Origin of the sequence: Burkholderia pyrrocinia, from assembly GCF_001028665.1 — a bacterium.
Lineage (GTDB): Bacteria > Pseudomonadota > Gammaproteobacteria > Burkholderiales > Burkholderiaceae > Burkholderia > Burkholderia pyrrocinia.
Map to the genome: position 1 here is coordinate 2,702,214 of NZ_CP011504.1, position 25,929 is coordinate 2,728,142.

Genomic DNA, 25,929 nt, shown 5'->3' on the forward strand with positions numbered 1-25,929 from the left:
CGGTGCGACGGGAGGCAAACGCGCTCAAATCGCCGACGCATTGTGCGCGCGACCGTCTGCCGCAGCCCGTATGAATTGCGTTATAAGAAATTCAATAAGTATTTCATGCGAGAAATACTATAGGCGATATATCAAAAACAATGCCAGAATGCGCGCCGCTCCGAACGCCGCGACACCCGATCGCCGTCCGAGCCGCATCAGGAGGTTCCCCCACATGAAAAACCACGGCCTGTCACGGCGGGGTTTTCTGAAAGCCAGCGTGCTGGCGGGCGTCGCAGTGTATGTCGCGCCCCTGGGCAGCCGCGCATTCGCGGCGCTCTTCGAAGAAAAACTCCTCACCCCCGTCAAATGGGATAGCGTCACCGGCATCCCCCAATTCCGCATCGACGGCATCGCGAAGGTCACGGGCGCGAAAGTGTTCGCCCGCGACGTCCGCGCGGCCGACATGCCGCACTGGCCACAGCAGCAGTCGCATGCGCTGATCCTGCGCGTCACGCAGGCCGACCGCACCTACGAAGGCTTCGACCTGTCGCTGCTCGGCGACGACCTGAAGCCGGACCGCGTGGTCACGGCCGACGATCTCGCGCGCGACGGCGTTGCGTTCCCGGCGTTCTACGGCGACGACATGCTGCTGCCGGCCGGCAAGACGCCCGCGTATCTCGGCCACGCGGTCGCGATCCTGATCTATCACGACTTCGCGCGCTTCCGCTTCGCGAAGAACGCACTCAAGTTCCGCGACGACGTGATCCGCTACGGCGCGGTCACGGGCCCGCTCGAGCGCGATCCGTGGGGCACCTTCCGCTACGTGCGCGTGGGCGGCAAGACGGCCTACGACGACGACGTCTATTCGAGCCTGAAGGACGCGCCGATCTTCCCGAGCATGATGCGCAAGCACCTGCCGGTCTGGCCGGACGGCAAGGAGCACGGCAAGCTCGACGAGCAGGGCATGTTCCTCGCCGGGCAGATCGCCAGCGAGCTCGATCATCCGTCCGCCGACTGGCTCGTGTTCGATCGCGAGTACAACACGCAGTCGGTCGATACGGCCGCGCTCGAACCCGACAACGCGAACTGCTGGTACGACGCCGCGACGCAGTCGCTGCACCTCGTCGTGCCGACGCAGTCGCCGCTCGAAGTGGCGGAGAACGCGGCCGCGATGGTCGCGAAATGCCGCTTCCCGGTGAAGAAGCTGTTCGTGCATCCGTGCTACACGGTCGGCTACGGTTCGAAGGATCACTTCAACGTGCCGTTCTACGGGCTCGTCTGCGCGCTGTACGCGGACGGGCGCCCGGTGCGTTTCGCGAACGACCGCTACGAGCAGTTCCAGACGTCGCTGAAGCGTCACGCGTTCAAGATGCACTACCGGATCGCGGTCGACCGCAACACGGGCCTGCTGCAGTCGTTCAAGGGCAACTTCGAGGCGAACGGCGGCGGGCGCATGAACTTCTCGCCGTCGGTGGCGATGGTCGGCGCAACGGCCGCGCAATCGATCTACTACTTCCCGAAGAGCGACCTCGCGGCGGTGGCGATCGCATCGCGCGCGATCGACGCCGGTTCTGCACGCGGCTACGGCACGCTGCAGAGCATGGCCGCGACCGAGATGGCGGTCGACGAGATCGCCGCGCAGCTGAACCTCGACCCGATCGATTTCCGGCTGCGCAATGCGCTGCGTTCGGGGATGAAGAACACGCAGGGTGCGATTCCCGCCGGCGCGCTGCGCGTCGACGAAGTGCTGGAGCGCGCGAAGCAGCATCCGCTGTGGACGCGCCGCGCCGCGCGCAAGGCCGAATTCGAGGCCGCGAACCCGGGCAGGCGCTACGGCGTCGGCTTCGCCTGCGTGCAGAAGGATTTCGGCACGGGTGCGGAAGCGTCGTTCGCGAAGGTCGAGTTCGACGAGCACGGCAAGGTGTCGCTGCAGCACACGGCTGCCGAGATCGGCACGGGGATGTCGACGTCACAGGCCATAGCGGTCGCGAAGTGGCTCGGCCGTCCGGCGACGGACGTGCGCGTCGCCGTGACCGAGTGGCCGGACCTGCCGATCGAGACGAGCGGCGATCCGTACATCATGTCGCAGGCCGACCAGGATCGGCTGAGCGCGAACCCGCGCTGGTCGCCGAACTATGCGTCGCCGTCGAGCGCGACGAATTCGGCGTACTACTTCACGCACAGTACGCGCGAAGCCGCGCGCGCGGTGTTCCGCTACGGGCTGTGGCCGGCCGCGATGTCGATCTGGACGCGCGGCCTCGGCGGCGGCCAGGCCGCGCCGTACACGATCCGCATCGAGGACGCGCGCTGGGTCGACGGCAAGCTGACCGCCGACGGCCTCGAGCCGCTGACGTTCGAACAGCTCGCGAAGCAGGCGCATGCGCTCGGCCTGCCGACCGGCGCCGTCGTGCACGTATTCAACCGCTGGCAATGGACCGACGCCGAGTTCGACGTGGGCGGCACGGTCGAACGCCTGCCGATCGACGGGCTGTCGCTGCGCGTCGGCGCGCCGAAGACGGGCGACAACACGGGCGACGGCAGCGGCCCGGTGCCGGGCACCGCCGCGCCGGCCGGCGCGATCGCGATGCGCGGCACGCTGCCGCCGACCGCGAACGGCTATCGCGTGCTCGACCGCAAGCGCGTGTTCATTCCGCCGACGAGCCGCAACAACGCGGCCGTCACGTACTACACGGCCGTCGGCACGCTCGTCGAGCTGGCCGTGCACGAAGCGACCGGCAAGGTCGAACTGCTCACGCACCACTCGATCATGGAATGCGGCAACCAGATCTCGCCGCAGCTCGTGTCGGGCCAGTTGCAGGGCGGCCTCGCGATGGGCATCGGCCATGCGCTGCATGAATACCTGCCGCTCTACGAGGACGGCCCCGGCAACGGCACGTGGAACTTCAACCGCTACCAGCTGCCGCGCGCGTCCGACGTCGCCGTGTGGTCGCAGACGGGCGACATCCTGCCGCCGCTGTCCGAGACCGATCCGCCGAAGGGCGTCGCCGAAGTGGTGATGATCCCCGTCGTCGGCGCGATCGTGAACGGCATCGCGCACGCGATCGGCCATCGTTTCACCGACCTGCCGGTGACCCCGCAAAAGATTCAGGAGGTGCTCGCATGACGACCGCCCAAACCGCGGCTTCGGCCGCGAGCGCCAGCGCGGCTGCGACCGGGGCTGCCGCGCCGACCGCGGCTTCGGCCGCACCGGCGTCCGCCCCGGCTGCTGCGCCGGCCGCCGTCGAGCGTCCGCTCGTCCGGTTCCAGCAGAAGCCGCTGTCGGTCAAGATCAACGGCAAGTCCGTCGGCCCGATGCAGGTGCCCGAAGGGCTGATGATGATCGAGTTCCTGCACGAGTACGCAGGCCTCACCGGCTCGCGGCTCGGCTGCGGGCAGGGCGTCTGCCATGCATGCGTCGTGATCGTCGACAAGCCGGACGGCACGAGCGAGGAAATGCGCACCTGCATCACCGGTGCGCACTTCTTCCACGGCCGTTCGATCCGCACGATCGAAGGCCACGCGAAGCGCAACGACGGGGGCGAAGTGGTCGAGCTGTCGCCGATCCAGCAGAAGTTCCTCGAGCACTTCAGCTTCCAGTGCGGCTACTGCACGCCGGGCTTCGTCAATGCGGCGACCGTGCTGATCGAACGCCTGAAGCGCGAGCCGGTCGCGAAGGCCGACGTCGAACGCACGATCACCGACGCGCTCGACGCGCATATCTGCCGCTGCACGGGCTACGTCCGCTACTACGAAGCCGTGAAGGACGTGGTGCTGACGACGCCGGGACTCGTGAAGGACGCCGCATGAAACGCACATTCGCCCATCGTGTCGCGCGGGCCGCGGGCCTGCCCGCGCTCGCGGCGGCCTGCGCGCTGCTGCTCGCCGCCTGCGGCGGCCATGACGCGCCGGCGTCGAACGCGGCATCCGGCGCGCCCGGCGCCGATCAGGTCGCGCGTGGCCGTTATCTCGTCAAGGCCGCCGACTGCGCGGCGTGCCACACCGCGAAGGACGGCGCGCCGTTCGCCGGCGGCGCGAAGCTCGATTCGCCGTACGGCACGTTCTACGGCTCGAACATCACGCCCGACAAGGATCACGGGATCGGCAGCTGGAGCGCGGACGACTTCTACGCCGCGCTGCACGACGGCAAGGCGCCCGGTAAGCGGCTGTATCCGTCGATGCCGTACACGTCGTACCGGCAGCTCACGCGTGCCGATACCGACGCGATGTACGCGTACCTGATGACGGTCAAGCCGGTCGCGCAGGAGAACCGCGCGCACGAACTGAAGTTCCCGTACAACCTGCGCTTCGGCATGGCCGTGTGGGATCTGTTCTTCCTGAAGGACAGCCTGCCGGACGCGTCGGCCGGGCAATCCGCCGACTGGCAGCGCGGCCGTTATCTCGCGAACGCGCTCGGCCACTGCGCGGAATGCCACACGCCGCGTACGTTCACGGGCCAGCTCGACAGCGCAAAGCCGCTCGCGGGCGCCGCGCTCGGCCGCGTGGCCGCGCCGGACATCACGCCGGCCGGCCTCGCCGCGCGCGGCTGGACGGGCACCGACCTGCAGACGTTCTTCGGCGTAGGCATCGCGCCGCAAGGCTCGGCGTTCGGCGAGATGTATCCGGTCGTGCACCTGAGCACGCAGACCCTGACGAAGGACGACCTGCGCGCGCTGTCCGTGTACCTGCTCGGCGATACGCCGCCCGCGCCGCAACCGGTGAAGCCGGTGTCGGCCGATGCCGCGCAGCTCGCGGCCGGCCGCTCGGTGTATCTCGCGGTGTGCGCGGGCTGTCACGGCTTCAACGGCGAAGGCAAGCCGCACGTCGCGGTGCCGATGAACGGCAACTCGACGGTGCGCCAGGGCGATCCGCGCAACCTGCTGGTCGCGATGCTCGACGGCATCGAAGAGCAGAAGTTTGCCGGTTTCGAAAACCTGCAGCCGATGCCGGGTTTCGCGTACACGCTGAGCGACAACGAACTCGCCCAGCTCGCGAACTACCTGCGCGCGACGTGGGGCGGCCAGCCCGCGAGCGTCACGCCGGCCGACGTGAAGGCGATGCGTTAAGTCCAGGTCGTGCCGCAGGGCGGGGCGTCGCGCGCGATCCAGCCGGTTTCCGGTGATCGCGCGCGATGCGTCGCCCGACTTCTTGCGGTGGTTCGTCAGTAGCCGCCGCCACCTCCGCCACCACCACCTCCGCTGCCTCCTGACCCGCCGCCGCCGTACCGGCTCATGCCGGGCCCTTGTGAAGCGCCGCCGCTCGACGGTGTACATCCCGTCGACAGCACAAGCATCAGCGCCGCGATCAGCGCCGCGGCCAACGTTGCCGATTTCATTGCAATCTCCTTGCAGCGCGCAGGCCGCAGGACAGGCCGGTTCGCGTGAACCGCACGTCTGCGCGATGAAGAAACGGATCGGGCGGGCCGCTTATTCCATGCTTTTTGCGTATCGTCGCGCACGATGGTGCCGGATCGGATCCGCCGCGCGGTGCCTTGGTACACTCCAGCACGCCGCCATTCCGATTCCGAATAAAAACCATGAGTGCCACTCTCGAGCGCCCTTCGCGCAAACCGTTGCGTGCGTGCGTCCGGCCGTGCCGTGTTCGGCTGCCTGACATTTGCCGTCGGCGGCCCGCTGGTCGCGTCGCTCGTCTGGCCGGCCGTGATGCTGATCGCGTGGACGTTGATCGACGGTCCGTCATGGGACGAACTGAAAATCAGCGCCGGCATGGTGCCGCTGATCTTCTTTGCGTCGTTCCTGTTCGGCTACTTCCTGCCCGCAATGGTGACCGGCGGCATCATGGGGGCGCTCGGCACGCGCATCCGGCGCCGCTGGTTCGTGTTGCTGGGCGTGATCGTGGGCGCCGGCACGATGGTCGGTTATGTGCTGCTCCAGACCTGGCTGATCAAGGCGGACAAGGTGGGCGATATCAACGCGATCGCCACGCTCGATGCGATCGTCACGTCGGCCGTGATGTCGCACTGGCTGCATCGGCGGCTCGAACGCCGGCGATGAGCAAAAGGTGCCGCGCATCGGGCGCATGACCGGCGACGCGCATGAACCTCGCGAGCCGAATGGCACCGCCCGGCCGCGACTGCGGCCCGCGGCCCGCTACGCATGTCCGATGCTTTCCTTTACGCGGATGCCGCCGTCGCGGCGATGTCCGCTCAACGATAGACGAGATCGGCGCGGCGGTTCTGCGCCCACGAATCCTCGTCGTGGCCGAGCGCGACCGGCTTTTCCTTGCCGAGGCTGACCGCTTCGAGTTGCGTGCCCGGCACGCCGAGCGTTTCGAGTGCGCTCAACACGGCTTGCGAACGGCGTTGGCCGAGCGCGAGGTTGTATTCGGACGTGCCGCGTTCGTCGGTGTTGCCCTGGATCAGCACGCGCCGCGACGGATGGCTGCGCAGGTAGCCGGCGTGCGCCTGCAGCAGCGACTCGTATTCGGGCTTCACGGAGTACGCGTCGAAATCGAAGTAGATGCTGCGCTTCGCGAGCGGGCTGTTCGGATTGTCGAGATCGTCGGCCGTCACCGTTGCGACGGCTTCGCTCGATGGCGTCGGCTCCATGCCGGCATTCTCGGGTGTCTTCGCCGCGTGATGGCAACCGGCCAGCAGTGCGACGGCTGCCAGGACCGCAAATCGGTTCGTTTTGCTCATCGTTCGTCTCCAGCGGTTGACTGCGTTGGAAGCGTGGTGCGTGCCATCCGCACGTACGTATCCGGCTGCAACGGCGCGAAAGGTCCGGCTTCGTCGACGCGATGCATGCCCGTGAGCCGGTGGTGCGCCATATGAAAGATTGTTGCGCCCGGAACGCCGAATTTCGGCGTCGCTGCAAACAGATTAGGAAAAATGTCGCAACGTCACCAGTTTCCCCCGCATTTTTTGCGCGGACGCGACAGTTCGGAATGCATTCTTGCTCCCGCCGTCGGCACACACGGCACGCAACGACACTGCGAAAAGGCCGCGCACGGGCGCAGCCGTTTCAGCACGGGTCACGACGATCACGCGGCGCTTGAAACGCGTGCCGTAGGCAGCCGGCGGGGCGGTGCAGCGCCGAAGCGCCGCATCGTCAGAACTTGTGCCGCAGCCCCAGTGCGATGACGACCTGGTTGCTGTTCGCCGAAGGCGTCAGCGTCCAGACGGTCGCGTTGAACGCGGGATTGCCGTTGCCGCCGCTCACGCTCTGGTAGACGCCTTCGAGATACGCGTCCGTGCGTTTCGACAGCGCATAGTCGGCCTGCGCGACGACCTGGTTCCACTTCGGGCGCGTCTGGCCCGTGCGCGTGTCGAAGCGGCCCATCGTGTACGTGTATGCGGCGGCGAGGCTCAATGCGCGCGTGACGAAGTAGCGCCCGTCGACCGTGAAGTTGTCGAACACGAGCGATTCGCCTTTCAGCGGCGCGATATTGCCGCCCTGGAGCACGCCCGTCACGCCGTCGGTGGTCGAGTGCGACCACGCGGCGCCGACCGAATGCGGCCCGAATGCATAACGGCCGGCCACGGCCCAGATCTGCTGGTTGCCGCCCGTGATCGTCGCCGAGCCGTCGACCGTGCTCAGCGCGCCGTCCGGGTTCGGCGAATTGCGGTCGCGGCTGATCTTCAGGTAGCCGGCGCCGAGTTTCAGCGGACCGTTCGCATACGACAGCCCCGCGCTCCATGCCGCGTTGTTGGCGAACTGGCCTGCTGCGTTCGAGAAACCGAACATCGCGCCGAACGTCAGCCCGTGGACCGTCGGGCTCGTGTATTTCACCGCGTTGTTGATGCGCAGGTTGCGGTTCGAATCGTCGTTGTCGTACGGATGGACCGCGAGGTTGCCGCCCCAGCCGGGGCCGGACGCACCGAGCGGCGTCACGAAGTCGAGGATCAGGTCGTACTGGCGGCCGAACGTCAGCGTGCCGGCCGCCTTCGAGCTCACGCCGATCCATGCCTGGCGGCCGAACAGGTCGACGCCTTTCTGCGACAGCTTGCCGGTGGTGCCCGAGAAGCCGTTTTCGAGCGTGAAGACCGCGGCCATCCCGCCGCCGAGATCCTCGCGGCCGCGCAGCCCCCAGCGCGACGCGTTCAGCGCGCCGCTCGTCATCGCGACGCTGCCGCTGCCGGGCGAGCCGGCGCCCTGTGTGCGCTGGTTGGTCGAGTAGGTGATCGACGTGTCGATCAGGCCGTACAGCGTCACGCCGCTCTGTGCGTGCGCGACGGCCGGTACGAAGCCGGCCAGGCATGCGGCAAAAACGGTCCCCGCGACGCGCGCGCTGGCATGTTGGTTTATCTGGTAGGAATGCATAGGAATTTTTATCGTTGGTCCGGCCCGGTGGCCGGCGGGTCGCGCCGGCGTGCTGGCCGACGGATCGAGCGGCCATTATTGGAGATCGTGCGACGGTCGATTAAGGCGTTGCACAGGAAAGGTCCTCTGCGGAATCGAGCGGAATCGCGGCGTGTCGGTGTCGGTGCCGGGGGCGGCGTTGGGGATTCAGTCGGAAGCGGGGCGCGTGTGGTGCAGGAGGGCGTGCATCGCGAAGGTCGCTTTCGATGGCGTGTTGGCGTTCGTCGTTCAAGCCAGCCGGAAACGGCGATGAACGTCGAAGCAGTGCCGCGACCGCCGCGGCTTTCGCCAGACCGATGAGTATGGATGGACGACACGGCCGCAGGCAACGGGAAGAATTTACCGTTCGTGCTGCGCCGAACCGGTATCGGCAAGCAACGGCCGTTGCCCGCACCACATTCGTAGCGCACGTTTCCCGGTGCCCGCGTAACCGGGCCGGCGACTACGTAATTCGCGACTTTTTGTGCGCAATCGGGTCGGCACAATGGACGATTACGCGTGGCGGCCTGCCGCTTGCCGGGTACGTCACGCATGCCGCGGGAGAACGGACATGGTGTTGATGGCAGTGGGAGGGGGCGGACCGGTGGACGTGCCGCAGCCGCAGAACGACAACAACCCGACGAACAACAGCGGGTCGAACAACAACGCTGCAGCCGGCGCTCCGCCGGCCCAGACACCCGAACAGAAGGCCCTCGCCGCGGCGCAGGCCGAGACGCAGCGCCTGCTCGAGCTTGCGCAGGCAGAGATGGCGGCGCTCAAGCGCCTGCATGACCAGGACGCGTCGCAAGCCGATCTCGACAAACAGGTCGACAAGGCCAAAGTCGCGTGGGGCGCGGTGCAGGCGGCCGTCGAGAACCAGATGCGCGTCGCGGCCGACGGCGGCGGCGACACCAACAAGGCGATCGCGGGCGTCGCAGCGGATCTGCGCAACGCATCGCCGCAGGATCCCGTGCTCGGCGAGGTGCTCGACGACGCGCAGAAGGCGGTCTCGGCGGAATCGGCGCCGCAGCGGGCGACCAACGAGAAGGCGTTCCAGTTCGCGATGGCGGTCCAGAAGGACCAGGACGCCAATGCCGACCTGAAGCAGTACAACGCGTTGCCCGGCGGTATCCGCCGCGCCGATGCCGACACGGGCGTGCAACTGCGCCAGGCGGTCAGCACGGCCGACACGAATGCCGACAACGCCAACACGGCGCTCACGACCGCCTTGCGCCACGAATACGGCGTGTCGGCCGCGACGTTGCGCCTGAACGACGCGAAGGCCGACTATGCGGCGTGGCAGAAGGAACCGGGCGGGCTGCGCCGTGCCGACGAAGCCGACATCATGCGGGAGATGTCGCAGGCCCAGAGCCAGTACGACAAGGTGGTGACGGGCGGCGACGACAGCGCGCTGACCTACGTGACGGCCGACGAGCAGAAGCAGGCTGTCGCGTCCGTGAAGCAGAACCACGACGGCATGTGGTACACCGGCCTCGTCGACGTATTCGGCGAGCAAAGCCAGCTCAAGCGCACGATCGCGACGATCAATCCCGACGATCCGTCGCTGTCGCCGCAGATGAAGCAGCTCGCGCAGTCCGATCCGGTCACGTTCGCGCTGCTGCAGGACACGGGCCAGACCGTCGATCCGAACGACCCGAAGCTGTCGACGCAGGAAAAGGCGCTCGCGGCGGCGAACCCGCTCGCGGAGGCGTTCGTCAAGCTGACGGGCGTCGAAGTCAACCCGGCCAACCTGAAGGATCCGGCCGCGGCCAAGACGCTGAAGGATCAGATCGACCGGCAGGGCGTGTTCCAGTATGCGATGTCGCAGGTCGACCCGAAGGCGCCCGGGCCCGGGTATCAGAAGATCCAGATGCTGCTCGCGGCCGCACCCGACGTGCGGCTGCAATTCACGAAGCAGCAGGTCGACCAGCTGATGCAGAACCCGGGCAGCAATCCCGGCGCCGCGCTCCAGGTGCTGAAGACGAACATGGACGCGTCGTTCTCGCTGGACGAGCGCCAGACGCTGTGGACGCAGGCCGGCCAGCCGCATTTCGACGCGAACTTCATCCATTCGCAGATCGATCCGCTGATGCAGAAGCCCGATTCGAAGGCGACGGACCAGGCGAGCATGCAGGCGCGTTCCGACGGCAGGATGAACGCCGACAAGGCCGGCAAATGGATGCAGGACATCCTCGCCGATGCGCCGCCGGAATTCGCGGGCGTCGTGCTCGACACCGTCGAGAAGGATTTCGGCAACAAGTGGACGCAGTCGAACACGGGCACGCCGCAGCCTTACGGGGACGGCACCGAGTTCTACAAGGGGCTCAGCAAGGCGGTCGGGCTGGCCGACCAGCAGCCGACCGCGAACGGCGTGCCCGTGCATCGCGAGGACGACGTCGCCAGCTGGCTGCTCGACGCCAACGGCAACGCAAAGACGATGATCTACACGCTGCGCGGCAGCGACACGGGATACGGTTTCGACGGCGTGCGCCAGGCGCTTTCGTCCGGCGTCGATCCTTCGCTGTCGAAGGCGCTGCTGACGAAGATGCAGGGCGACGACCGGTTCCGCTCGGGCTTCGCGAACGATTTCCAGCTCCGCTACCAGCAAGGCACCGAACACGCGCAGAGCAACCAGAACAAGCAGGCTGCGACGGCCAGCTACAAGCTGTTCCAGTCCGATCCGGACAAGCAGTTGAAGGCGTACTTCAACGACTTCCAGAAGAACTTCGACGGCCAGTCCCGGACGTTTACGGTCGGTTCCAACCAGCTCACCAACTTCGTCGGCGCGGGGCTCGGGATGCAGCCCGACGACCCGGGCGCGGTGCCGACCGACGCGAACGACGTGCCGTCGATGGCGCTGCTCGAGCAGATGATCGTCGGCAATGGGCAACTGCCGAACGGCACGGCCGTGAACAGCCAGTCGCTGTACGCGAAGAATTCGGCCGCGACGCAGATGATCCAGGCCGTCGTCGACCAGATCCGCAAGGTCGGCGGCGATCATGCGGTCGTGTCGCTGGTGCCGATCTACTACGTGTCGAAGGGAACGGGTACCGCGCCGAGCGCATTGTTCAAGGTGCAGGTCGCGGACCATCCGGACCAGTACAAGCTGATCGACGATCGCGGCTGGAAGTACGACACCGTCGACGACTACCAGCACAACAATGCGCTGTCCGACGACGGCAAGCTGTATGTCCCGAAGAACCTGAAGCTCGATGGGTCGCCCGTCGATCTCGGGCAATACGAACCGATCGACGCGCACAAGACGGAGTGGTACCAGCACGCCGAACACATTCTCGAGATGGGCGCGGGCATTCTCGCGGCGGCCGGCGGCGTCGTGCTGGTCGCGAGCGGGATCGGCGCGCCGGTCGGCGGCGCGCTGCTCGGCGCCGCGTGGACGACGGTCGGCGTGGGGATGGCGGTCGGCGTGCCGACCGCCATCGCCGACCTGAAGAACCTGAGCGATCACGGCCAGTCGACCGGCTTCGGCAATGCGCAGGCGCGCGGCGACTGGATCAGCCTGATCGGCAGCGGCGCGGGCATCGCGGGCGGCGGGCTCGGCGTGGCGGCGAAGTCGCTCGCGGAAGCGTCGTCGCTGCTGCGCACCACCGGGAAGATGTCGGACATCCTCACGATTGCGTCGCGCGGCGAGGGCGCCACGGTCGAAACGGCCGGCCTCGGCCGCTTCGCGCAGGAAGCCGACGCGTTCCAGTCGCTTGCGCAGACGACGGGCCGCACGTCGCAGGTGTTCAACCTCTCGGGCGGCGCGATCGGCGGCTACCAGATGGTCGACCAGGGCGCGTCGCTGATCAAGAACTGGGACGCGATGTCCGATTCCGATCGCGCGCAGCAGTTGCTGAACCTCGGCATCGGCGTCGCGCAGATGGGCCTCGGCTCGCACACGTTGATGGAGCGGCCGATTCGCGCGATCACGAAGACGCCCGCGCCGCCGGCGCCGCGGCCGACGACGATCGACGTCGTGCACACGATGCTCACCAGCGGACTGGTGAATCAGCGTCTCGCGGTGGGCGAGATCGGCAACCCGTGGCAGCACGCCGAGCAGCAGGCGCGCAGTTTCGGCGAACCGGCCGACAACGGCGAGCCGGTCGCGCCGGCCGACACCGGGCTGCGCGCGCGCCGCACCCAGGGCACGCCTGAAGACGGCGACGTGATGCCGCTGCGGCTCGCGCCCGACACCGAAGCGGGCGACGGCGCGGTGACGCCGGCGGTCGCCGGCGCGCTGGCAGGCGATGAGGCGGCGCACACCGAGGCCGGTGCGCCGGGGACGGTCGCTCGCCCCACATCGTGGGCGATTCCCGCGCATGTCGCAGCCGATCCGGAGATCCTGAGCAGCGTGGTCGGGTCGATCCTCGAGAGCGGCAACCGTCTCGAGCATGTCGAGTACTACGTGTACGCCCTGGAGGATGCGGCAGGCAACGCGCGCGTGCCGGAGGAAGACGGACTGCCCGCTACCGAACGGGGCAACATATGGGACGACATGCAAGTGGCGAAGGCGGACTTGCGCCGCGCCCGCGCGGTCGACGCTGCGGCGGCGCGCGCGGCCGCGTCGCCCGACGGCGAAGGCACGATCGGCGTGACCCGCTATACGGCCTATTACGACGCGCTGATGGTCGGCGGCGAAGGCGTGGCGGCCGGCCGCTACCGGATCGCGCTGGTCGACAGCAGCGCGCTCGCCGCGGACGGCACGGTGCCGCCCGAGGCGGTCGTCGGCCACATCGGGCTCAACGACGCCGGCAATACGTTCGTGCTGTCGATGAACGACGCGTACGACCGCACGCTGCAGGTGGTGTATCCGCGCGGGTTCGATCCGGCCAAGCCGCTGATCCGCAGCGAGGACGGCCGGCGCGTCGACGTGATCAACGCGCCGCACGGCCTGAGGGAAACGCAGTGGGGCGCGTATCCGCGCCGCGAAGCCGATCTCGCGATCTATTCGGACCACCCGCAGCAGCCCGAGAACCAGCTGCCGGCCGGCGAACGGCCGCTGATGCCGGTGCCGCCCGGCTATTTCGCGGTGTATGCGCACGCGTGGGCCGATGCGTTCGCGAGCGCGACCGGCAGGCCGCTGAGCGCCGACGATCTCGCGGAAATGGTGCGTCAGGCCGGCTGGGACGGCCAATCGCCGGTGATCCTCTATGCATGCGGCGCGGGCACGCGGGTGACTTCGCTCGCGCAATTGCTGGCGAACGTGCTGGGGGTGGACGTCTACGGCGCGAGCGGCTTCGTCGCGTGGCGTTCGCCGCGCTATCGCAACGACGGCAGCCCCGCCTCGGGCTATGCGGGCGGCATCGTGGTGGAGCCCGGCGCCCCCAACTACGCGGGGGTGCCCGATCATTCGGTGCAGCATGCGCCGCGCACCTACCGTTTCTCGCCGGCCGTGGCGATCATCGACCAGGGCGCGCATCCGGTCAACTGGAGCAACGTGGCGCTGCGCCCGGTCTCGAACCGCTGGGGCGGCGGCGATACCTCGGGCGAGGCACGCGTGCCGCTCGGCGTGTACGTGTGGCGCGTGCTGACGAATCGCGGGGCGATCGTCAATCCGCGCAGCGGCCGCTCGGCGAGCGCGCTCGAGATGACGTACGCGCTGGAGGATCTGGCGTGGAAGGGCTACACGCCGGGCACGCCGGTCGCGCTGGAGGGGCCGCACAGCGGCGCCGATCCCGAGTTGCTGCAGGAATTCGCGGACCTGATCCAGGCGCCGGTATTCGGCCGGCTCGGCGACGACGACGCGGCCGGGTGGCGGCGCGCGATCCCCAACCCGGGCCGCCGGCTCGCGCGCTTCCAGATCGAGCCCGACGTCAACGGCAAGTTCTCGCCGGGCCGCGCGCAGCCGGTGCGCCTCAATCCGCTGGAACTGCGGCCGGTGCCGGGCTCGAGCGTCGTGAACCTGCTCGGCCACGCGACCGCGCGGCAGTTCCTGAAGGTGTCGGGCTTCGACATCGCCGAATCGCACGGCACGACGCCGCGCGACGTGAAGTGGGACAGCGCGACCGCCGTCATGCAGGGCGGCACGAGGATCTCGCCCAAGGAGTTCGCCCGCAGGCTGCTCGACGATCCGGCCTATACGGAAGGCAACGGCGTGCTGTTGACGGGCTGCTATCTCGGCTCCGGCGACTATCCGTTCGCACAGGAGCTCGCATACGAGCTGCAGGTGCCCGTGATCGCGTCGATCGCGTCCAACTCGGTGCGCGGCACCGGTGCGCTGTTCCTGCATCCGAACAGCGACGACATCGTCGTGCCGGCCCACGATCCCGACGTGTCGACACGGCTCTACCTGCACATTCCGGAGACGCCCGACGCGAGCGATCCGCCGATGGTGTTCGCGCGGCGCGGCGACGCCGTGCCGCCGGCGACCGCGCGCAGCGATGCGCCGGTCGAACCGGTGCGCCCGATCGAAGCGCAGATCGATCCGGACGCGGACAGCGGACGGCGCGGCCATGCCGGCGCGCCGGAGGAAACCGGGCGACCCGCGCCTGGGCCGACGCCGCGCGGGCCCGCGCATCCGCGTCTCGCGTCGGAGCCGGATGCGTCCGAGCCGCCCGTCTACGTGCCGACACCGCTCGACGAGGTCGAGCCGGGCCGGATCTTCACCGCCGACGAATGGGCGGCGCGCACCGAGCAGGCCGCCGCGGCCGAGGCCGACGATGGCCTGTCCGGCATCCCGCAGAAGATTTATCCGAAGAACAGCCGGGTCTATACGGACCGCAAGGTCGTCAACGACGGCGTCGTCACGACGACGGTTCATGGCCAGACGGTGCTGCAGCCCGGCTTCGAAGACGTGACCGGCGTCGACGCGACACAGCATCCCGAATTCCTGCGCCCGGCCGACACGCTGCTGATGCCCGCCGACGATCCGCTGCATGCGATCGGCGCGCGCGGGCTGATGTCGCCGCCCGGCCATCACGTGGTGTTCGGCCACGGGATTTCCGCCGACGCGATGCTGGGCCCGGACGGGCGGCATCTCACGCCGGACGAGGTGGCCGAGCGCGTCGCGCCGCTTCTCGAGCCGGACCAGGACGTGACGCTGTATTCCTGCTACGGCGGCTCGAGCAAGCACGATCCGCTGCGCATCGCGCCCGGTCAGGTGCGGGCCGCGAGCGCGACGTTCGCCCAGGCGCTCGCGCAGCGCCTGTCCGAGCTGACCGGGCGGCCGACGTCGGTCTGGGCGCCGCCGGACATCCTGCTCGTCGAGCGCGACGGTTCCGCCACCGTGCGCGGGACGCGGCCGACCGGCCAGGTCGACAAGGATCGTCTCGCGATGCGGGTGTTCCGCGGCGAGCCCGCACGCGCGGGCCGCCCGGCATTGCCCGCCGCGCCGGACGCGGCGCCGTCGCCGGCAACGGCGCGCACGGCGGCGCGGCCGATGGCCGACGGACCGGTGCGCCCGACCGTGCCGCGCGTCCCCGATCCGACGTTCGCCGATCCGGACTACGATTTCACGCCGATTCCGGACGATACGTTCGAATCGGTCACGCTCGATCATGCGTTCCGCGGCGCGCTGGCCGACCGGCCCGGCGTGATCGGCGACGCCGCGCGCGTGACGCGCGCCGGCGGCACCGTCAGCCAGCACTGGCCGAGCGGTTTCCTCGACGGACCTGAGCCGACCCGCGTGATCGACGGCGTGATGCAGGCGTTCGACGAGGCCGGGCTGACGAACCTGCGCGTCGAGTTCGTGACGCGCGAAGGCACCGTCGTGCTCGGCGAAGGCACCGATTTCGGCGCGCTCGATCCCGAGGAGGGCTGGTTCCGGTTCAGCGGCACGGTGTCCGACGCCACGGCGGCGGCAACGCACGCACAGGGCCGCGCGACGCCCGATGGGCAGCGCGCGTTGCCGGAAGGTACGCGGGTGGTCGCGCACGACGATCTGGGGCAGGCGCTCGATGCGGCGCATCCCGCGCCGCGCAATTACGCGTACGTGCCGGCCGATGCGTTGCCGGACGAAACCGCCTTCGCGCAGGGCGACCTGACGGCGCAGGAACGGGTCGCGGCCCACGCGGCCGCGAACCTCGACGCCGTCGGGGCCGCCGCGCCGGCCGACGTCGTGCTGTTGTCGGCGCTCGGCCACGATCCGGCACGCGCGCTGCGCATCACGACGCCCGGCGGCGAACTGTTCAAGCCAGCCGGCGTCGACATGTATGTCGTGCGAACCCGTGACGCGACTACCGGCGACGTGTCGTACCGGCTTGCGGGCGTCGATCGTTCCGGATTGCCGGAAGGATATGCGCCCGTGCATGCCTCCGGATTGCGCGCGGTCGGCTCGGTCGGCGGTCGCCCGGTCTGGCCGATGCTCGGCGGAGCGGATCCGGCCGCCGGCCGCCTCGCGGGCACCGCCGGCGATCCGTCCGGCGCGGCGACGCCCGCCACCGTCGCCGGTCAAGCGGGTGCGCCCGCCGCGCCGCAGGGCGCCGCGGTGGCCACAGCGGCCGAACAGCAGGCGCGTGCCGCCGTTTGGCTCGACAGCGTCGGCCGGCGCGCGCTCACACGCATCGACGGCCGGCACGAGCCGACCCTCGACGGGCTGGCGCGCCAGCTCGGACCCAACGCGCACGTGCTGATCACGACGCATACCGCGCCGCCTGCCGCCGATGCCGAACATGCGCCGCCGACCGTCATCGCGGTGCTCGAGACCGACGCGAACGGCGCGCTCGGGCCGGTGCGGATGCTGGACGGCAAGCGTGTGCCGAACGCGCTCAAGAAGGCGTTGACGAATGCCGGCAGCAAGGGGCGCAATACGCGCCGCAGCTACGATTTCTATGTGTCGCCGGTGGCGCACGACGAACTGACGCACTTCGGCGGCCCGTCGACGATCAAGACGCCGGACGGCAAATCGTCGTGGACGGTGGCGGCATCGAACCGGCAAGTCGACGGCGAGCTGGCCGCCGACATCGCGAAGCTGCAGGACGCACCGCGCTTCAAGCGGCCGCGCCAGGCCGTGCGCGCGGTCGAAGGCGACCGTCGCTGGATCCACGTGATCGACGACGAGACGGGCAAGGTGCTCGGCTACGCGGAGCGCAACGCGGATCACGAATGGAAGTACTACGAGAAGGCGCCGCTCGCCGACACCGAGATTCCCGAACAGGATCTGCGCGCGGCGTTCCGGCGGCAGCGCAGGGGCGGCATTCCGGTCGGCCGTTCGCCGCGGCGCGGCATCCGCTTCGTGGCCAGCGACGTCAAGCCCGAGACGGTCGACCGGATCGGCGGCTTTCGGCCGGCGAAGGAGCCCGATACCGACACGAAGCCGCGCCGCACGGCGGGCGACACGTTCCAGTCGATCGTGCCGACCCGCCGGCCGCTGGTGCGCGCGGACGCGGAGCAGGGCGCGGGCGACACCGCGTCGCGCTCGCCGCTCGTCGATCCGCACCTGTTGCCGTCCGACCAGTCCGCGTTCAACGCGGTCGACTTCAGCGGCAACAGCGTGCCGCACCTGCTGACCGCGATCAGGAACGGCTCGGTGAGCGGCAGCCAGCACGTGATCTACGTGTTCGAGACGGACGGCCCGGTGGCGGAAGCGCTCGGCGACCCGCGCGGCGTGATCGCCGAGCGCAACGGCGAGATGCGCTGGTTCGACAACGTCCGCGACGCGAACAACGCGAGCCGCAACGGTGCCGCACTCGACGAAATGCCGATCGGCACCGACCGGTTCGGCGCGGACATGCATTTCGTGCTCACACAACTGTCGCCGCGCGAATTCCTGAAGGCCGCGCGGCCGACGCGCATTGCGGCGCTCGAGGCGCGCGAGCAGGCGCTGCTCGGGCAACTGCGCGACGCGGAGGCACGCGGCCGCCAGTCCGCGCCGTTCCGCGCGCTCGCGGCGCGCACGCGGCTCGGCTACAACGAAGTGCGCGGCGAATTGCAGCGCCTGCGGCGCAGCGGCTTCTCCCGCAACGGCGCGGCGCCGGAGACGCTGGCGATCGAGCCGTACCAGCCGGGGCTGTCGTCGACCACGGTCGTCGAGTTCAATTTGCGCAACGGCGCGGCCAAACCCGAGCAGTACTTCCCCACGCACGAGCAGGTCGAGGCCTTCAACAAGCAGGCGCAGCGCGCCGGCAACGTGGAGGATCTGGTGCTGAAGGGCGAGCCGCAGGCCGTGATGGTCGACGTGGGCATGTGGCGGACGCTGCTCAACAAGCTGTATGTCGCGCGCGACGTGTCGACGTCGGCGTCGCGCTTCCTGCCGGTGCCGGGCAGACAGCACACGCGCCGGTTCGGCGCGGCGACGGTTGCCGACAAGCGGATCCGGCAGATCTTCACGCGCTCGAACGCGCAGTTGCAGGACCGCATGGTGCCGATGGCGCGTTCGTTCTCGCTGAGCGACGATCCGGCGCTGATGACGAAGCAGGTCGAGCGGCACGGCGGCGTGATGCCGGTCGCCACGCTCGTGGTCGATCCGCATTCGCTCGCGGCGGCGCTCGGCAAGGCGCACGACCCGGATTTCCTGCGCGCGGTGGATGCGCTCGGCGATCAGAAGAACGCGGTGTTCGACGGCGAGAACGGAACGATCCATCCCGCGCCCGGCACGGACGGCAAGGCGCTCGTGCTCGACGATCTCGCGCATCTGCATCGCTGGCTCGACGAGGCCGCGCGCTCGGGTTTCGCGATCCGGCTCGAGACCGCGCCGTCGCGCGCGCTCGTGTCCGGCGCCGACTACCGCTTCCAGTCGGGCACCAACGACACCTATCACGACTATGTACGGATGTTTACGGCGCTCGAACGCTGGGCCAACGCGAATCCGGGCGTCGCGGCGCCGAACGTGATGGTCACGTTCCACGGTTGGGACGCGGTGCCGGAGTCGGTGCCGGGCGGCGGCCATGAAAAGCTGCTGCGCGCGGTGCTCGAACGCAACGGGCTCGAGTGGGTGCACATGGGCCTGTCGTACGGCACGCACGGCGCCGACTTCATCGGCAACCACGATCTCACCGGCGCGCTCGCGAAGCTGATCGTCGAATACCGCAACCGGCCCGACGTGATCGGCCGCCTGCACGGCGCCGACGCGCTGACGCGCGTGTTCGAGCGCGTCGACCGGCAGACGCTGGCGAACCAGCATCAGCTGCTGTTCGCGGAAGTCGAGCGGATAGGCGCGGCGCACGGGATGACGCCCGCCGACGTGGCCGCGCTGCGTCAGAAGCTCTACGAAGGCAACACGACCGTGTGGCTGAACCAGGCGCGCAAGGCGACGATCGAGCATGCGATGCCGCTATGGGAGGCCGACGGCAATCCGCCGCGCAACGAGACGGAGCGGGGCGCGCGCACGTTCGGCGGGCGCTGGCTGGAACGGTACGGCGCCGGCGTGCCCGACCGCGTGACCACGCGCGCGCGGCCGGCCGCCGCGGACCCGCTCGACTACTGGCGCGCGGTCGTGCGCGATCCGGCGCTGATCGACGACGGCACGAAGCCGATCGGCGCGAGCCGTCGGGAAGCCGCGCAGCTCGCCAAGGTGAAGATTCCCGACGTGAAGCGAGCGCAGGCGGAACTGCATGCGCTGCGGGTGCATGACGAGCCGCTCGGCAACCAGACGCCGCCGCCGTCGCCGCAGCGGATTGCCGGCGACATTGCGGCGGCCACCGCGACCGGCGGCGCCGGGGCGTTCGCGCTCGTCACGCTGGGCAGGGAGTCGCTTCGCACCGCGTCGAATTCGCTGTATGCGGGGCTGCGGGTCGGCCGCGTGTTCCAGGCGCTGCATCACGGCGCGGTCGCGAGCCTGAAGAACGGCGACCCGCGCGTGTTCGACCGGGTGGTCGACCGGCTCGTGCGCGGGTTGCAGACGCAACTGAAGGTGAATGGCTTCGACGTGGACGGGCGCGGCGCGCAACTCGTGCAGATCGCGCACGAAGGCAAGGCCAAGGCCGCGCAACTGCGCGCGCTCAACGATGACGGCGTGCTGTCGTTCGACGACACGGTGACGCACACCAAGGCGATCGCCGCCGACATGCTCGCGCAGATGCAGGGCGTGGTGGGCGGCACGTCGCTGAAGCTGCTGCACCACGGCAGCCCGCGGCACTCGGTGGGCCGGGTCGGCCGCGTGCTCGCGCTCGGCGGTTACGGCGGCTCGATCACGATGAACGCGGCGCGGGCGATCGCAAAGGGCGACTGGCTGGCCGGCGGGCAGGCCGTGGGCGGCATCTTCAGTGGGCTCTATACCGGCATCGTCTACAAGGGCAGCCTGCGCGGCGTGAATGCGGACAATCGCAGCCAGCTGGCGCGCACCGTGAGTGCGACCGGCGACTACCTGACCTCGGCCATGAGCATCGCGAGCGGCATTCATACCGCGATGACGGGCGATCCGACCACCGGCGCGCTGACGACGATGTCCGGCATGCTGCTCGGCGCAGGCCGCCTGCATACGCATTTCCCGAATGCGACGCCGTGGCTGGAGCGCCTGCCGACCGGCATCGCGCTGGCGCCGGTCGCGATCTTCGGGGTCATGCAGGGGATCAATCTCGTCACGTCGGCGATGGCGCCGGACCAGCAGAACCAGCCGCCGGCCGGTCCGAACGCCGGCACGCCGACGCCGGGCGCGTCGCCCACGCCGTCGGCCGGCGCGACGACGGCGCCGGCCCAGCCGAGTGCTGCCGCGACGCCGTCGGCACCGGCGTCTGCCCAGCCTAGTGCTTCCGCGACGCCGTCGGCGTCGGCGCCGGCCCAGCCGAGTGCTTCCGCGACGCCGTCGCAACCGGCGCCGCCTCCGTCGAGTTCGCCAAGCGCCACGCCGCTGACCGTGAACGTGGCCGCGGGCGATTCGTTGTGGACGATCGCCGAGCGTCACGAAGGATCGCTGCTTGCCGCGGCCCAGGTGCCGGCCGATCAACAGCAGCGGATGTCGGACGGTCAGCGGATCAACGTCGCGCTCAACGAGATCCTGCAGCTCAACCAGAATCTGGCGAGCAATCCGGGCGCGATCTCTCCCGGGCAGCAGGTGATTGTCGGGTGATGGAGGTAGGCGAGTTCGGGTGGTGCTTGCCGGCGTATCGCGGCGGCCGGGCGTGGATCAGGCCGCCGCGCTCCGGCGATCGTCACGGAGCATCGCCCGGCCGATCGCCGAGAGCAAGTCAGCCCTTGGTGGACTCGCCCGCCCGTCGCTGCAGACGATAAGCCAGTTGCGCACGGGTAATGCCGAGCGTGCGCGCCGCTGACGACAGGTTGCCGTTGGCGCGCCGCACCGCGTCGTCCAGCAGTTGCTGCTCCAGCGCCGGCAACGAGGTGCCGCTGCCTCGCACGTGCTGGCTCCAGCCGTCGACCAGGTCCAGCAGCGTCTCGGGATAGGGTGCGGGCGTGTCGCCGGGTTGCTCCGAGGCCAGCGTGGCGACCTCGCCGGCGATGGCCAGGGACAGCACTTCCCGGTTGAGCGTCTCGCCGCTGATGAACATGTGCGACAGGTCCACCAGCCCCGCCTGCGCGAGGATCACGCCGCGTTCGACCAGGTTCTGCAGTTCGCGGATGTTGCCGGGAAAGCTGTAGTTGAGCAGTGCCTTGATCGCGCGCGGGCTGAACCCGCGCACGGCCAGCCCGTGCTTGTGCGCGTAGCTCTTGACGAAGTGGCTCATCAGCAGCGGGATGTCGTCGCGGCGCTCGCGCAGCGGCGGCAGGTGGATCGGGAACACGTTGAGCCGGAAGAACAGGTCCTGGCGGAAGCGCCCCTCGCGCACGGCTTGCTGCAGGTCTTCGTTGGTTGCGGCCACCACCCGCGTGTTGACCCGCTGCGTACGAGTGGAGCCGACGCGCTCGAATTCGCCTTCCTGCAGCGCACGCAGCAGCTTGCCCTGGGCGACGAGGCTCAGCGTGCCGACTTCGTCGAGGAACAGCGTGCCCTCATGGGCGAGCTCGAAGCGCCCTGCGCGCGAGTGTGTGGCGCCCGTATAGGCGCCGCGTTCGACACCGAACAGCTCGGCCTCGACCAGCGTTTCCGGAATCGCGGCACAGTTGATGGCGATGAATGGCTTGTCCAGACGCCGGCTGATCTGGTGCAGCATGCGCGCAAAGCGCTCCTTCCCGACACCGGATTCGCCGGTGAAAAGCACGGTGGCGTCGGTAGGCGCCACCCGCTGGAGCAGATGGCACGCCGCGTTGAACGACGATGACGCACCCACCAGCGCCGCGCCGGGAACGTCCTCGCTGTCGCGCTCTTCCGACGTGGCGGCTGCGCCGCCTGGCTCCGCGTCGCCGGGCCGCGATGTCGGCCCGGGCACGCTGGCGGTCAGCATGCCAGAGTCGACGAAGTCCTGCGCGTTCAGGTAGCGCAGGTCTTCGCTGGCGTCGTCCCACAGCTCGGCCGACTTGCCGATCACCCGGCAGACTGCCGCACCCATCGAGCGGCATTCCACCTCGCGAAAGATCACCAGATGCCCGAGCAGCGTGCTGACGTAGCCGATTGCATAGCCGAGCTGCAGCCAGCAGGCCGGCGAGGTACCCACACCGTAGGCGTCGAGGTGCTCGTCGTCCTCGCTCGAGTTGTGCCACAGGAATTCGCCCTGGTAACGGCCGCTCTCGGGCTCGTAGCTGAAGTTGACAGGCACCACCTTGACCACGCCTTCGAGCGTATGCAGCCGTGTGCCGGCGATGAAGATGGCCGAGGGTTCGGCGTCCGGCCATCGCTCGCGGACCAGTCTCGCATCGTTCGCGCCCGACACGTAGCCCGAGCGTGTGAGTAGCCCGCGTGCCTTGTCGATACCCAGGCTGTCGATCAGCTCGCGCCGCAATGTGCCCATCGCCCGGCTGTGCAGCAACAGCATGCGCTGGTCGTTCAGCCAGATGCGCCCGTCGCCGGGCGAGAAGTACAGGCATTCGCTGATGTCGGCGAGAGTCGGCTGCGAGTCGGCACTCCAGCGGTCGGTGCCGGCCGGGCTGAGCACCTTGCCGGTGGTGCGGGCCACTTCGGCAAGGGAGATGCGGGACAGCTGTGCCATGGCGACTCCGGGTGGGTTCTTCAAATGAATATATCAGGCGACCTGATAATGTATCGTTTTCATCAAATCCGCAACCGCGATCCGGGCGAGGGCATTGTTGCGCCGCGGCAGATGGATGCTTGATCGGCGAGCAATGCGATACCGGTCAAGGCGCACACAACTTGTTGCCGGACGGCAAACGCGTGCGTGGTCGTCAGTGGCACGGCGCTTGCGAATCAGGGTGCCGACAGCCGGCTCGAGACGAGCAGCCGGACACGATCCCACTCACAGGAGACACGATCGATGAATGCCCCCGAAGCCACGCGCTTTCTGGATTCCGCCCGATGGGACGGCCTGCTGTTCCAGGGCACTTGGGTGCCGCCGCTGCACCAGCAAACGGTTGACGTTATCGAACCGGCAACCGGTCAGCGACTGACACATGTCGGCGTTGCCGACGCCGATGACGTGGCTGCCGCCGTGCAGGCCGCCTGCGTCGCCCAGCGGGCCTGGGTGTCGATGGCACCGCGCGAGCGCGCCGAGGTGTTCCGCCGCGCCGCTGCGCTGTTTGCGCAGCACCTGGATGAATTGGCGTTGGCCGTCGCACGCGAGACCGGCGGCGTGCTGTTCAAGGGCCAACACGAAGTACGCGAAGCGGTCACGCTGTGTCATCTGGCTGCGGGCATGCCGCTGGACGCACAGGGCCACGTGCTGGCGAGTCCCGCAGGCCGCCTCAGCTATGCGCGTCGCGCGCCGTTCGGCGTGGTGGGCGTGATCTCGCCGTTCAATTTCCCGTTGATCCTGACGCTGCGCTCGGTGGCGCCCGCACTGGCAGCCGGCAACGCAGTGGTGGTCAAGCCGGATCTGCGCACGCCGGTGTCGGGCGGATTTCTGATCGCGCGCATCTTCGAGGAGGCCGGCTTGCCGGCGGGGCTGCTCCACGTGCTGCCCGGCGGGGCCGAAGCGGGCGAGGCCCTGGTGGTGCATCCGCAGGTACCGATGATTGCCTTTACCGGCTCGCCCGGTGTCGGTCGCCGCATCGGCGCGCTGGCGGGGCAGCACCTGAAGAAAGTCTCGCTCGAACTGGGCGGCGCAAACGCGCTGATCATCCTCGACGATGCAGACCTCGATCTTGCGGTGAGCAACGCTGCGTGGGGGGCCTGGTTGCACCAGGGGCAGATCTGCATGGCATCCAACCGCATCCTGGTGCATGCGTCGCTGGCCGCCGAGCTGACGGCACGACTGGTCGACAAGGCCCGGCACCTGCCGGTGGGCGACGGCGCCAGCGGACAGGTCGCGCTGGGGCCGCTGATCGACCAGAAGCAGTTGCAACGCGTGCACGCCATGGTGCAGGACAGCGTCGCAGCAGGTGCCCAGTTGCTCGCAGGCGGCACGTACGAGCAACTCTTCTACCGGCCGACCGTGCTCGGCGGCGTACGGCCGGGCATGCGCGTATTCGACGACGAGGTGTTCGGGCCCGTGGCCAACATCATCACCTTCCACAGCGACGACGAAGCGGTGGAGCTGGCCAACAACAGCCAGGGCGGATTGTCCGCCGGAGTGATCTCGGCCTCGGTCGGGCGCGCGATGGCGCTGGGCCAGCGCTTGCGCGTCGGCATGGTCCATATCAACGACCAGACCGTCAACGACGACTGCGTGAACCCGTTCGGCGGCCCCGGCATCGCAGGCAACGGCACCAGCGTGGGCGGTCCGGCGGACTGGGAGGAATACACCCAATGGCAGTGGACGACCGTCAAGGAGCGAGCGCCCCGGTACCCGTTCTGAACCAGGGGTGCCGGCCAACCCGGCACCCGTAAAAATAGAAATCGACAGGAGACAACCATGCAACTGAGCAACAAGACCATCGTCGTGACCGGCGCGTCATCGGGCATCGGTGCGGAGACCGCGCGCCTGCTGCGCTTTCATGGCGCACGCGTGATCGGCGTGGATCGCAACGCGCCGGGCATTACCCTGGACGGTTATGTCCAGGCCGACCTGTCCACGGTCGAAGGGATCGACCGCGCCGTGGCGCAACTGCCGACGCAGGTCGACGCGCTGTGCAACATCGCCGGCGTGCCGGGCACCGCGCCACTGGATCTGGTTGCGCGCGTCAACTATCTCGGCTTGCGGCATCTGACCGAAAGCCTGCTGCCGCGCATGGGGGAGGGCAGTGCCATCGTCAACGTCGCATCCGTCCTGGGTGCGGAATGGCCGCAGCGCATTCACCTGCACAAGGCGCTGGCCGAGGTCGGCGGTTTCGATGCGGGCGCCGTGTGGCTGAACGAGCATCCCGTGCCGCAGGCCACCTGCTACCAGTACTTCAAGGAAGCACTGATCGTGTGGACGCTGACGCAGGCGCAGAAGCTGTTCCTGCAGCACGCCGTGCGCATGAACTGCGTGGCGCCCGGGCCGGTGTTCACGCCTATCCTGGGCGACTTCGTCACCATGCTCGGCACCGAGCGCGTGGAACAAGACGCGCACCGCATGAAGCGGCCCGCCTATCCGGACGAGGTCGCTCCGGTGATCGCGCTGCTATGCGCCGACGAGACCCGCTGGGTCAACGGCGTGAACGTGCCCGTCGATGGCGGGCTCGCTTCGACCTACTACTGACGGGTGTTTCCTGCGGCTGAAACCAGGCGGGGAAAGCCTGTCGGCCGATAGGTCGGCTTCGCGGCTTTCCCGCATGCCTTCATTCGCCGTGTGATCCAGCGCGGCGACATGGAGGCGGGGCCGGGATTCATAGTGGTGCGAAACATCTG

At 68.9% G+C, this 25,929-nt stretch carries 11 protein-coding genes; 7 read left to right on the plus strand and 4 right to left on the minus strand.

Going from position 1 to position 25,929, the window contains the following annotated elements:
* The first annotated feature begins 214 nt into the window (after positions 1–214).
* From ABD05_RS28185 to ABD05_RS28195, 3 genes are read left to right on the plus strand one after another with little or no spacing between them, the layout of a single operon-like run.
* On the plus strand, positions 215–3,106 hold the full coding sequence (locus ABD05_RS28185) for a xanthine dehydrogenase family protein molybdopterin-binding subunit (protein ID WP_047903234.1): 2,892 nt from the start codon (positions 215–217) through the stop codon (positions 3,104–3,106).
* A complete protein-coding gene (locus ABD05_RS28190; protein WP_047903235.1) occupies positions 3,103–3,789 on the plus strand; it encodes a (2Fe-2S)-binding protein in 687 nt (228 codons plus the stop codon). The genes ABD05_RS28185 and ABD05_RS28190 overlap by 4 nt, the downstream gene beginning before the upstream one ends.
* A complete protein-coding gene (locus ABD05_RS28195; RefSeq protein WP_047903236.1) occupies positions 3,786–5,045 on the plus strand; it encodes a cytochrome c in 1,260 nt (419 codons plus the stop codon). Before ABD05_RS28190 ends, ABD05_RS28195 begins: the two co-directional genes overlap by 4 nt.
* A gap of 95 nt (positions 5,046–5,140) precedes the next feature.
* Here ABD05_RS28195 and ABD05_RS38680 read toward each other — a convergent pair whose 3' ends face one another.
* The gene (locus ABD05_RS38680) at positions 5,141–5,314 is read right to left on the minus strand and encodes a hypothetical protein (RefSeq protein WP_167347858.1); all 174 of its coding nucleotides are present in this window, start codon (positions 5,312–5,314) and stop codon (positions 5,141–5,143) included.
* Between the two features lie 241 nt (positions 5,315–5,555).
* Between ABD05_RS38680 and ABD05_RS28200 the strand changes: the two genes are divergently transcribed.
* Entirely contained in the window at positions 5,556–5,993 is a 438-nt protein-coding gene (locus tag ABD05_RS28200) for a hypothetical protein (RefSeq protein ID WP_238594140.1), read from the plus strand.
* A gap of 152 nt (positions 5,994–6,145) precedes the next feature.
* On the opposite strand, the gene pal is transcribed toward ABD05_RS28200, so the two are convergent.
* A complete protein-coding gene (pal, locus tag ABD05_RS28205; protein WP_047903237.1) occupies positions 6,146–6,637 on the minus strand; it encodes a peptidoglycan-associated lipoprotein Pal in 492 nt (163 codons plus the stop codon).
* Positions 6,638–7,049: 412 nt separating this feature from the next.
* Positions 7,050–8,261 (minus strand): porin, encoded by a 1,212-nt coding sequence (locus tag ABD05_RS28210; RefSeq protein ID WP_047903238.1) that lies wholly within the window; start codon positions 8,259–8,261, stop codon positions 7,050–7,052.
* A gap of 589 nt (positions 8,262–8,850) precedes the next feature.
* Here ABD05_RS28210 and ABD05_RS28215 point away from each other — a divergent pair.
* Entirely contained in the window at positions 8,851–21,222 is a 12,372-nt protein-coding gene (locus ABD05_RS28215; RefSeq protein WP_047903239.1) for an LWXIA domain-containing protein, read from the plus strand.
* Between the two features lie 118 nt (positions 21,223–21,340).
* Here the strand turns inward: ABD05_RS28215 and ABD05_RS28220 are convergent, their stop codons facing one another.
* Entirely contained in the window at positions 21,341–23,194 is a 1,854-nt protein-coding gene (locus ABD05_RS28220; protein WP_047903240.1) for a sigma-54-dependent Fis family transcriptional regulator, read from the minus strand.
* Between the two features lie 282 nt (positions 23,195–23,476).
* Between ABD05_RS28220 and ABD05_RS28225 the strand changes: the two genes are divergently transcribed.
* Together ABD05_RS28225 and ABD05_RS28230 are read left to right on the plus strand one after the other, a co-directional pair.
* Positions 23,477–24,955, plus strand: a complete 1,479-nt coding sequence (locus ABD05_RS28225) for a benzaldehyde dehydrogenase (RefSeq protein ID WP_047903241.1) — start codon at positions 23,477–23,479, stop codon at positions 24,953–24,955.
* A 57-nt stretch (positions 24,956–25,012) separates the two neighbouring features.
* Positions 25,013–25,780: a coniferyl-alcohol dehydrogenase gene (locus ABD05_RS28230; RefSeq protein WP_047903242.1), complete on the plus strand. Its 768-nt coding sequence runs from the start codon at positions 25,013–25,015 to the stop codon at positions 25,778–25,780.
* Positions 25,781–25,929 lie beyond the last annotated feature (149 nt).

Excerpts from the sequence above, each read along its gene's own strand:
- ABD05_RS28185 (WP_047903234.1), top strand. The coding sequence starts at position 215 with ATGAAAAACCACGGCCTGTCACGGCGGGGTTTTCTGAAAGCCAGCGTG.
- ABD05_RS28190 (WP_047903235.1), top strand. The coding sequence starts at position 3,103 with ATGACGACCGCCCAAACCGCGGCTTCGGCCGCGAGCGCCAGCGCGGCT.
- ABD05_RS28195 (WP_047903236.1), top strand. The coding sequence starts at position 3,786 with ATGAAACGCACATTCGCCCATCGTGTCGCGCGGGCCGCGGGCCTGCCC.
- ABD05_RS38680 (WP_167347858.1), bottom strand. The coding sequence starts at position 5,314 with ATGAAATCGGCAACGTTGGCCGCGGCGCTGATCGCGGCGCTGATGCTT.
- pal (WP_047903237.1), bottom strand. The coding sequence starts at position 6,637 with ATGAGCAAAACGAACCGATTTGCGGTCCTGGCAGCCGTCGCACTGCTG.
- ABD05_RS28210 (WP_047903238.1), bottom strand. The coding sequence starts at position 8,261 with ATGCATTCCTACCAGATAAACCAACATGCCAGCGCGCGCGTCGCGGGG.
- ABD05_RS28215 (WP_047903239.1), top strand. The coding sequence starts at position 8,851 with ATGGTGTTGATGGCAGTGGGAGGGGGCGGACCGGTGGACGTGCCGCAG.
- ABD05_RS28220 (WP_047903240.1), bottom strand. The coding sequence starts at position 23,194 with ATGGCACAGCTGTCCCGCATCTCCCTTGCCGAAGTGGCCCGCACCACC.
- ABD05_RS28225 (WP_047903241.1), top strand. The coding sequence starts at position 23,477 with ATGAATGCCCCCGAAGCCACGCGCTTTCTGGATTCCGCCCGATGGGAC.
- ABD05_RS28230 (WP_047903242.1), top strand. The coding sequence starts at position 25,013 with ATGCAACTGAGCAACAAGACCATCGTCGTGACCGGCGCGTCATCGGGC.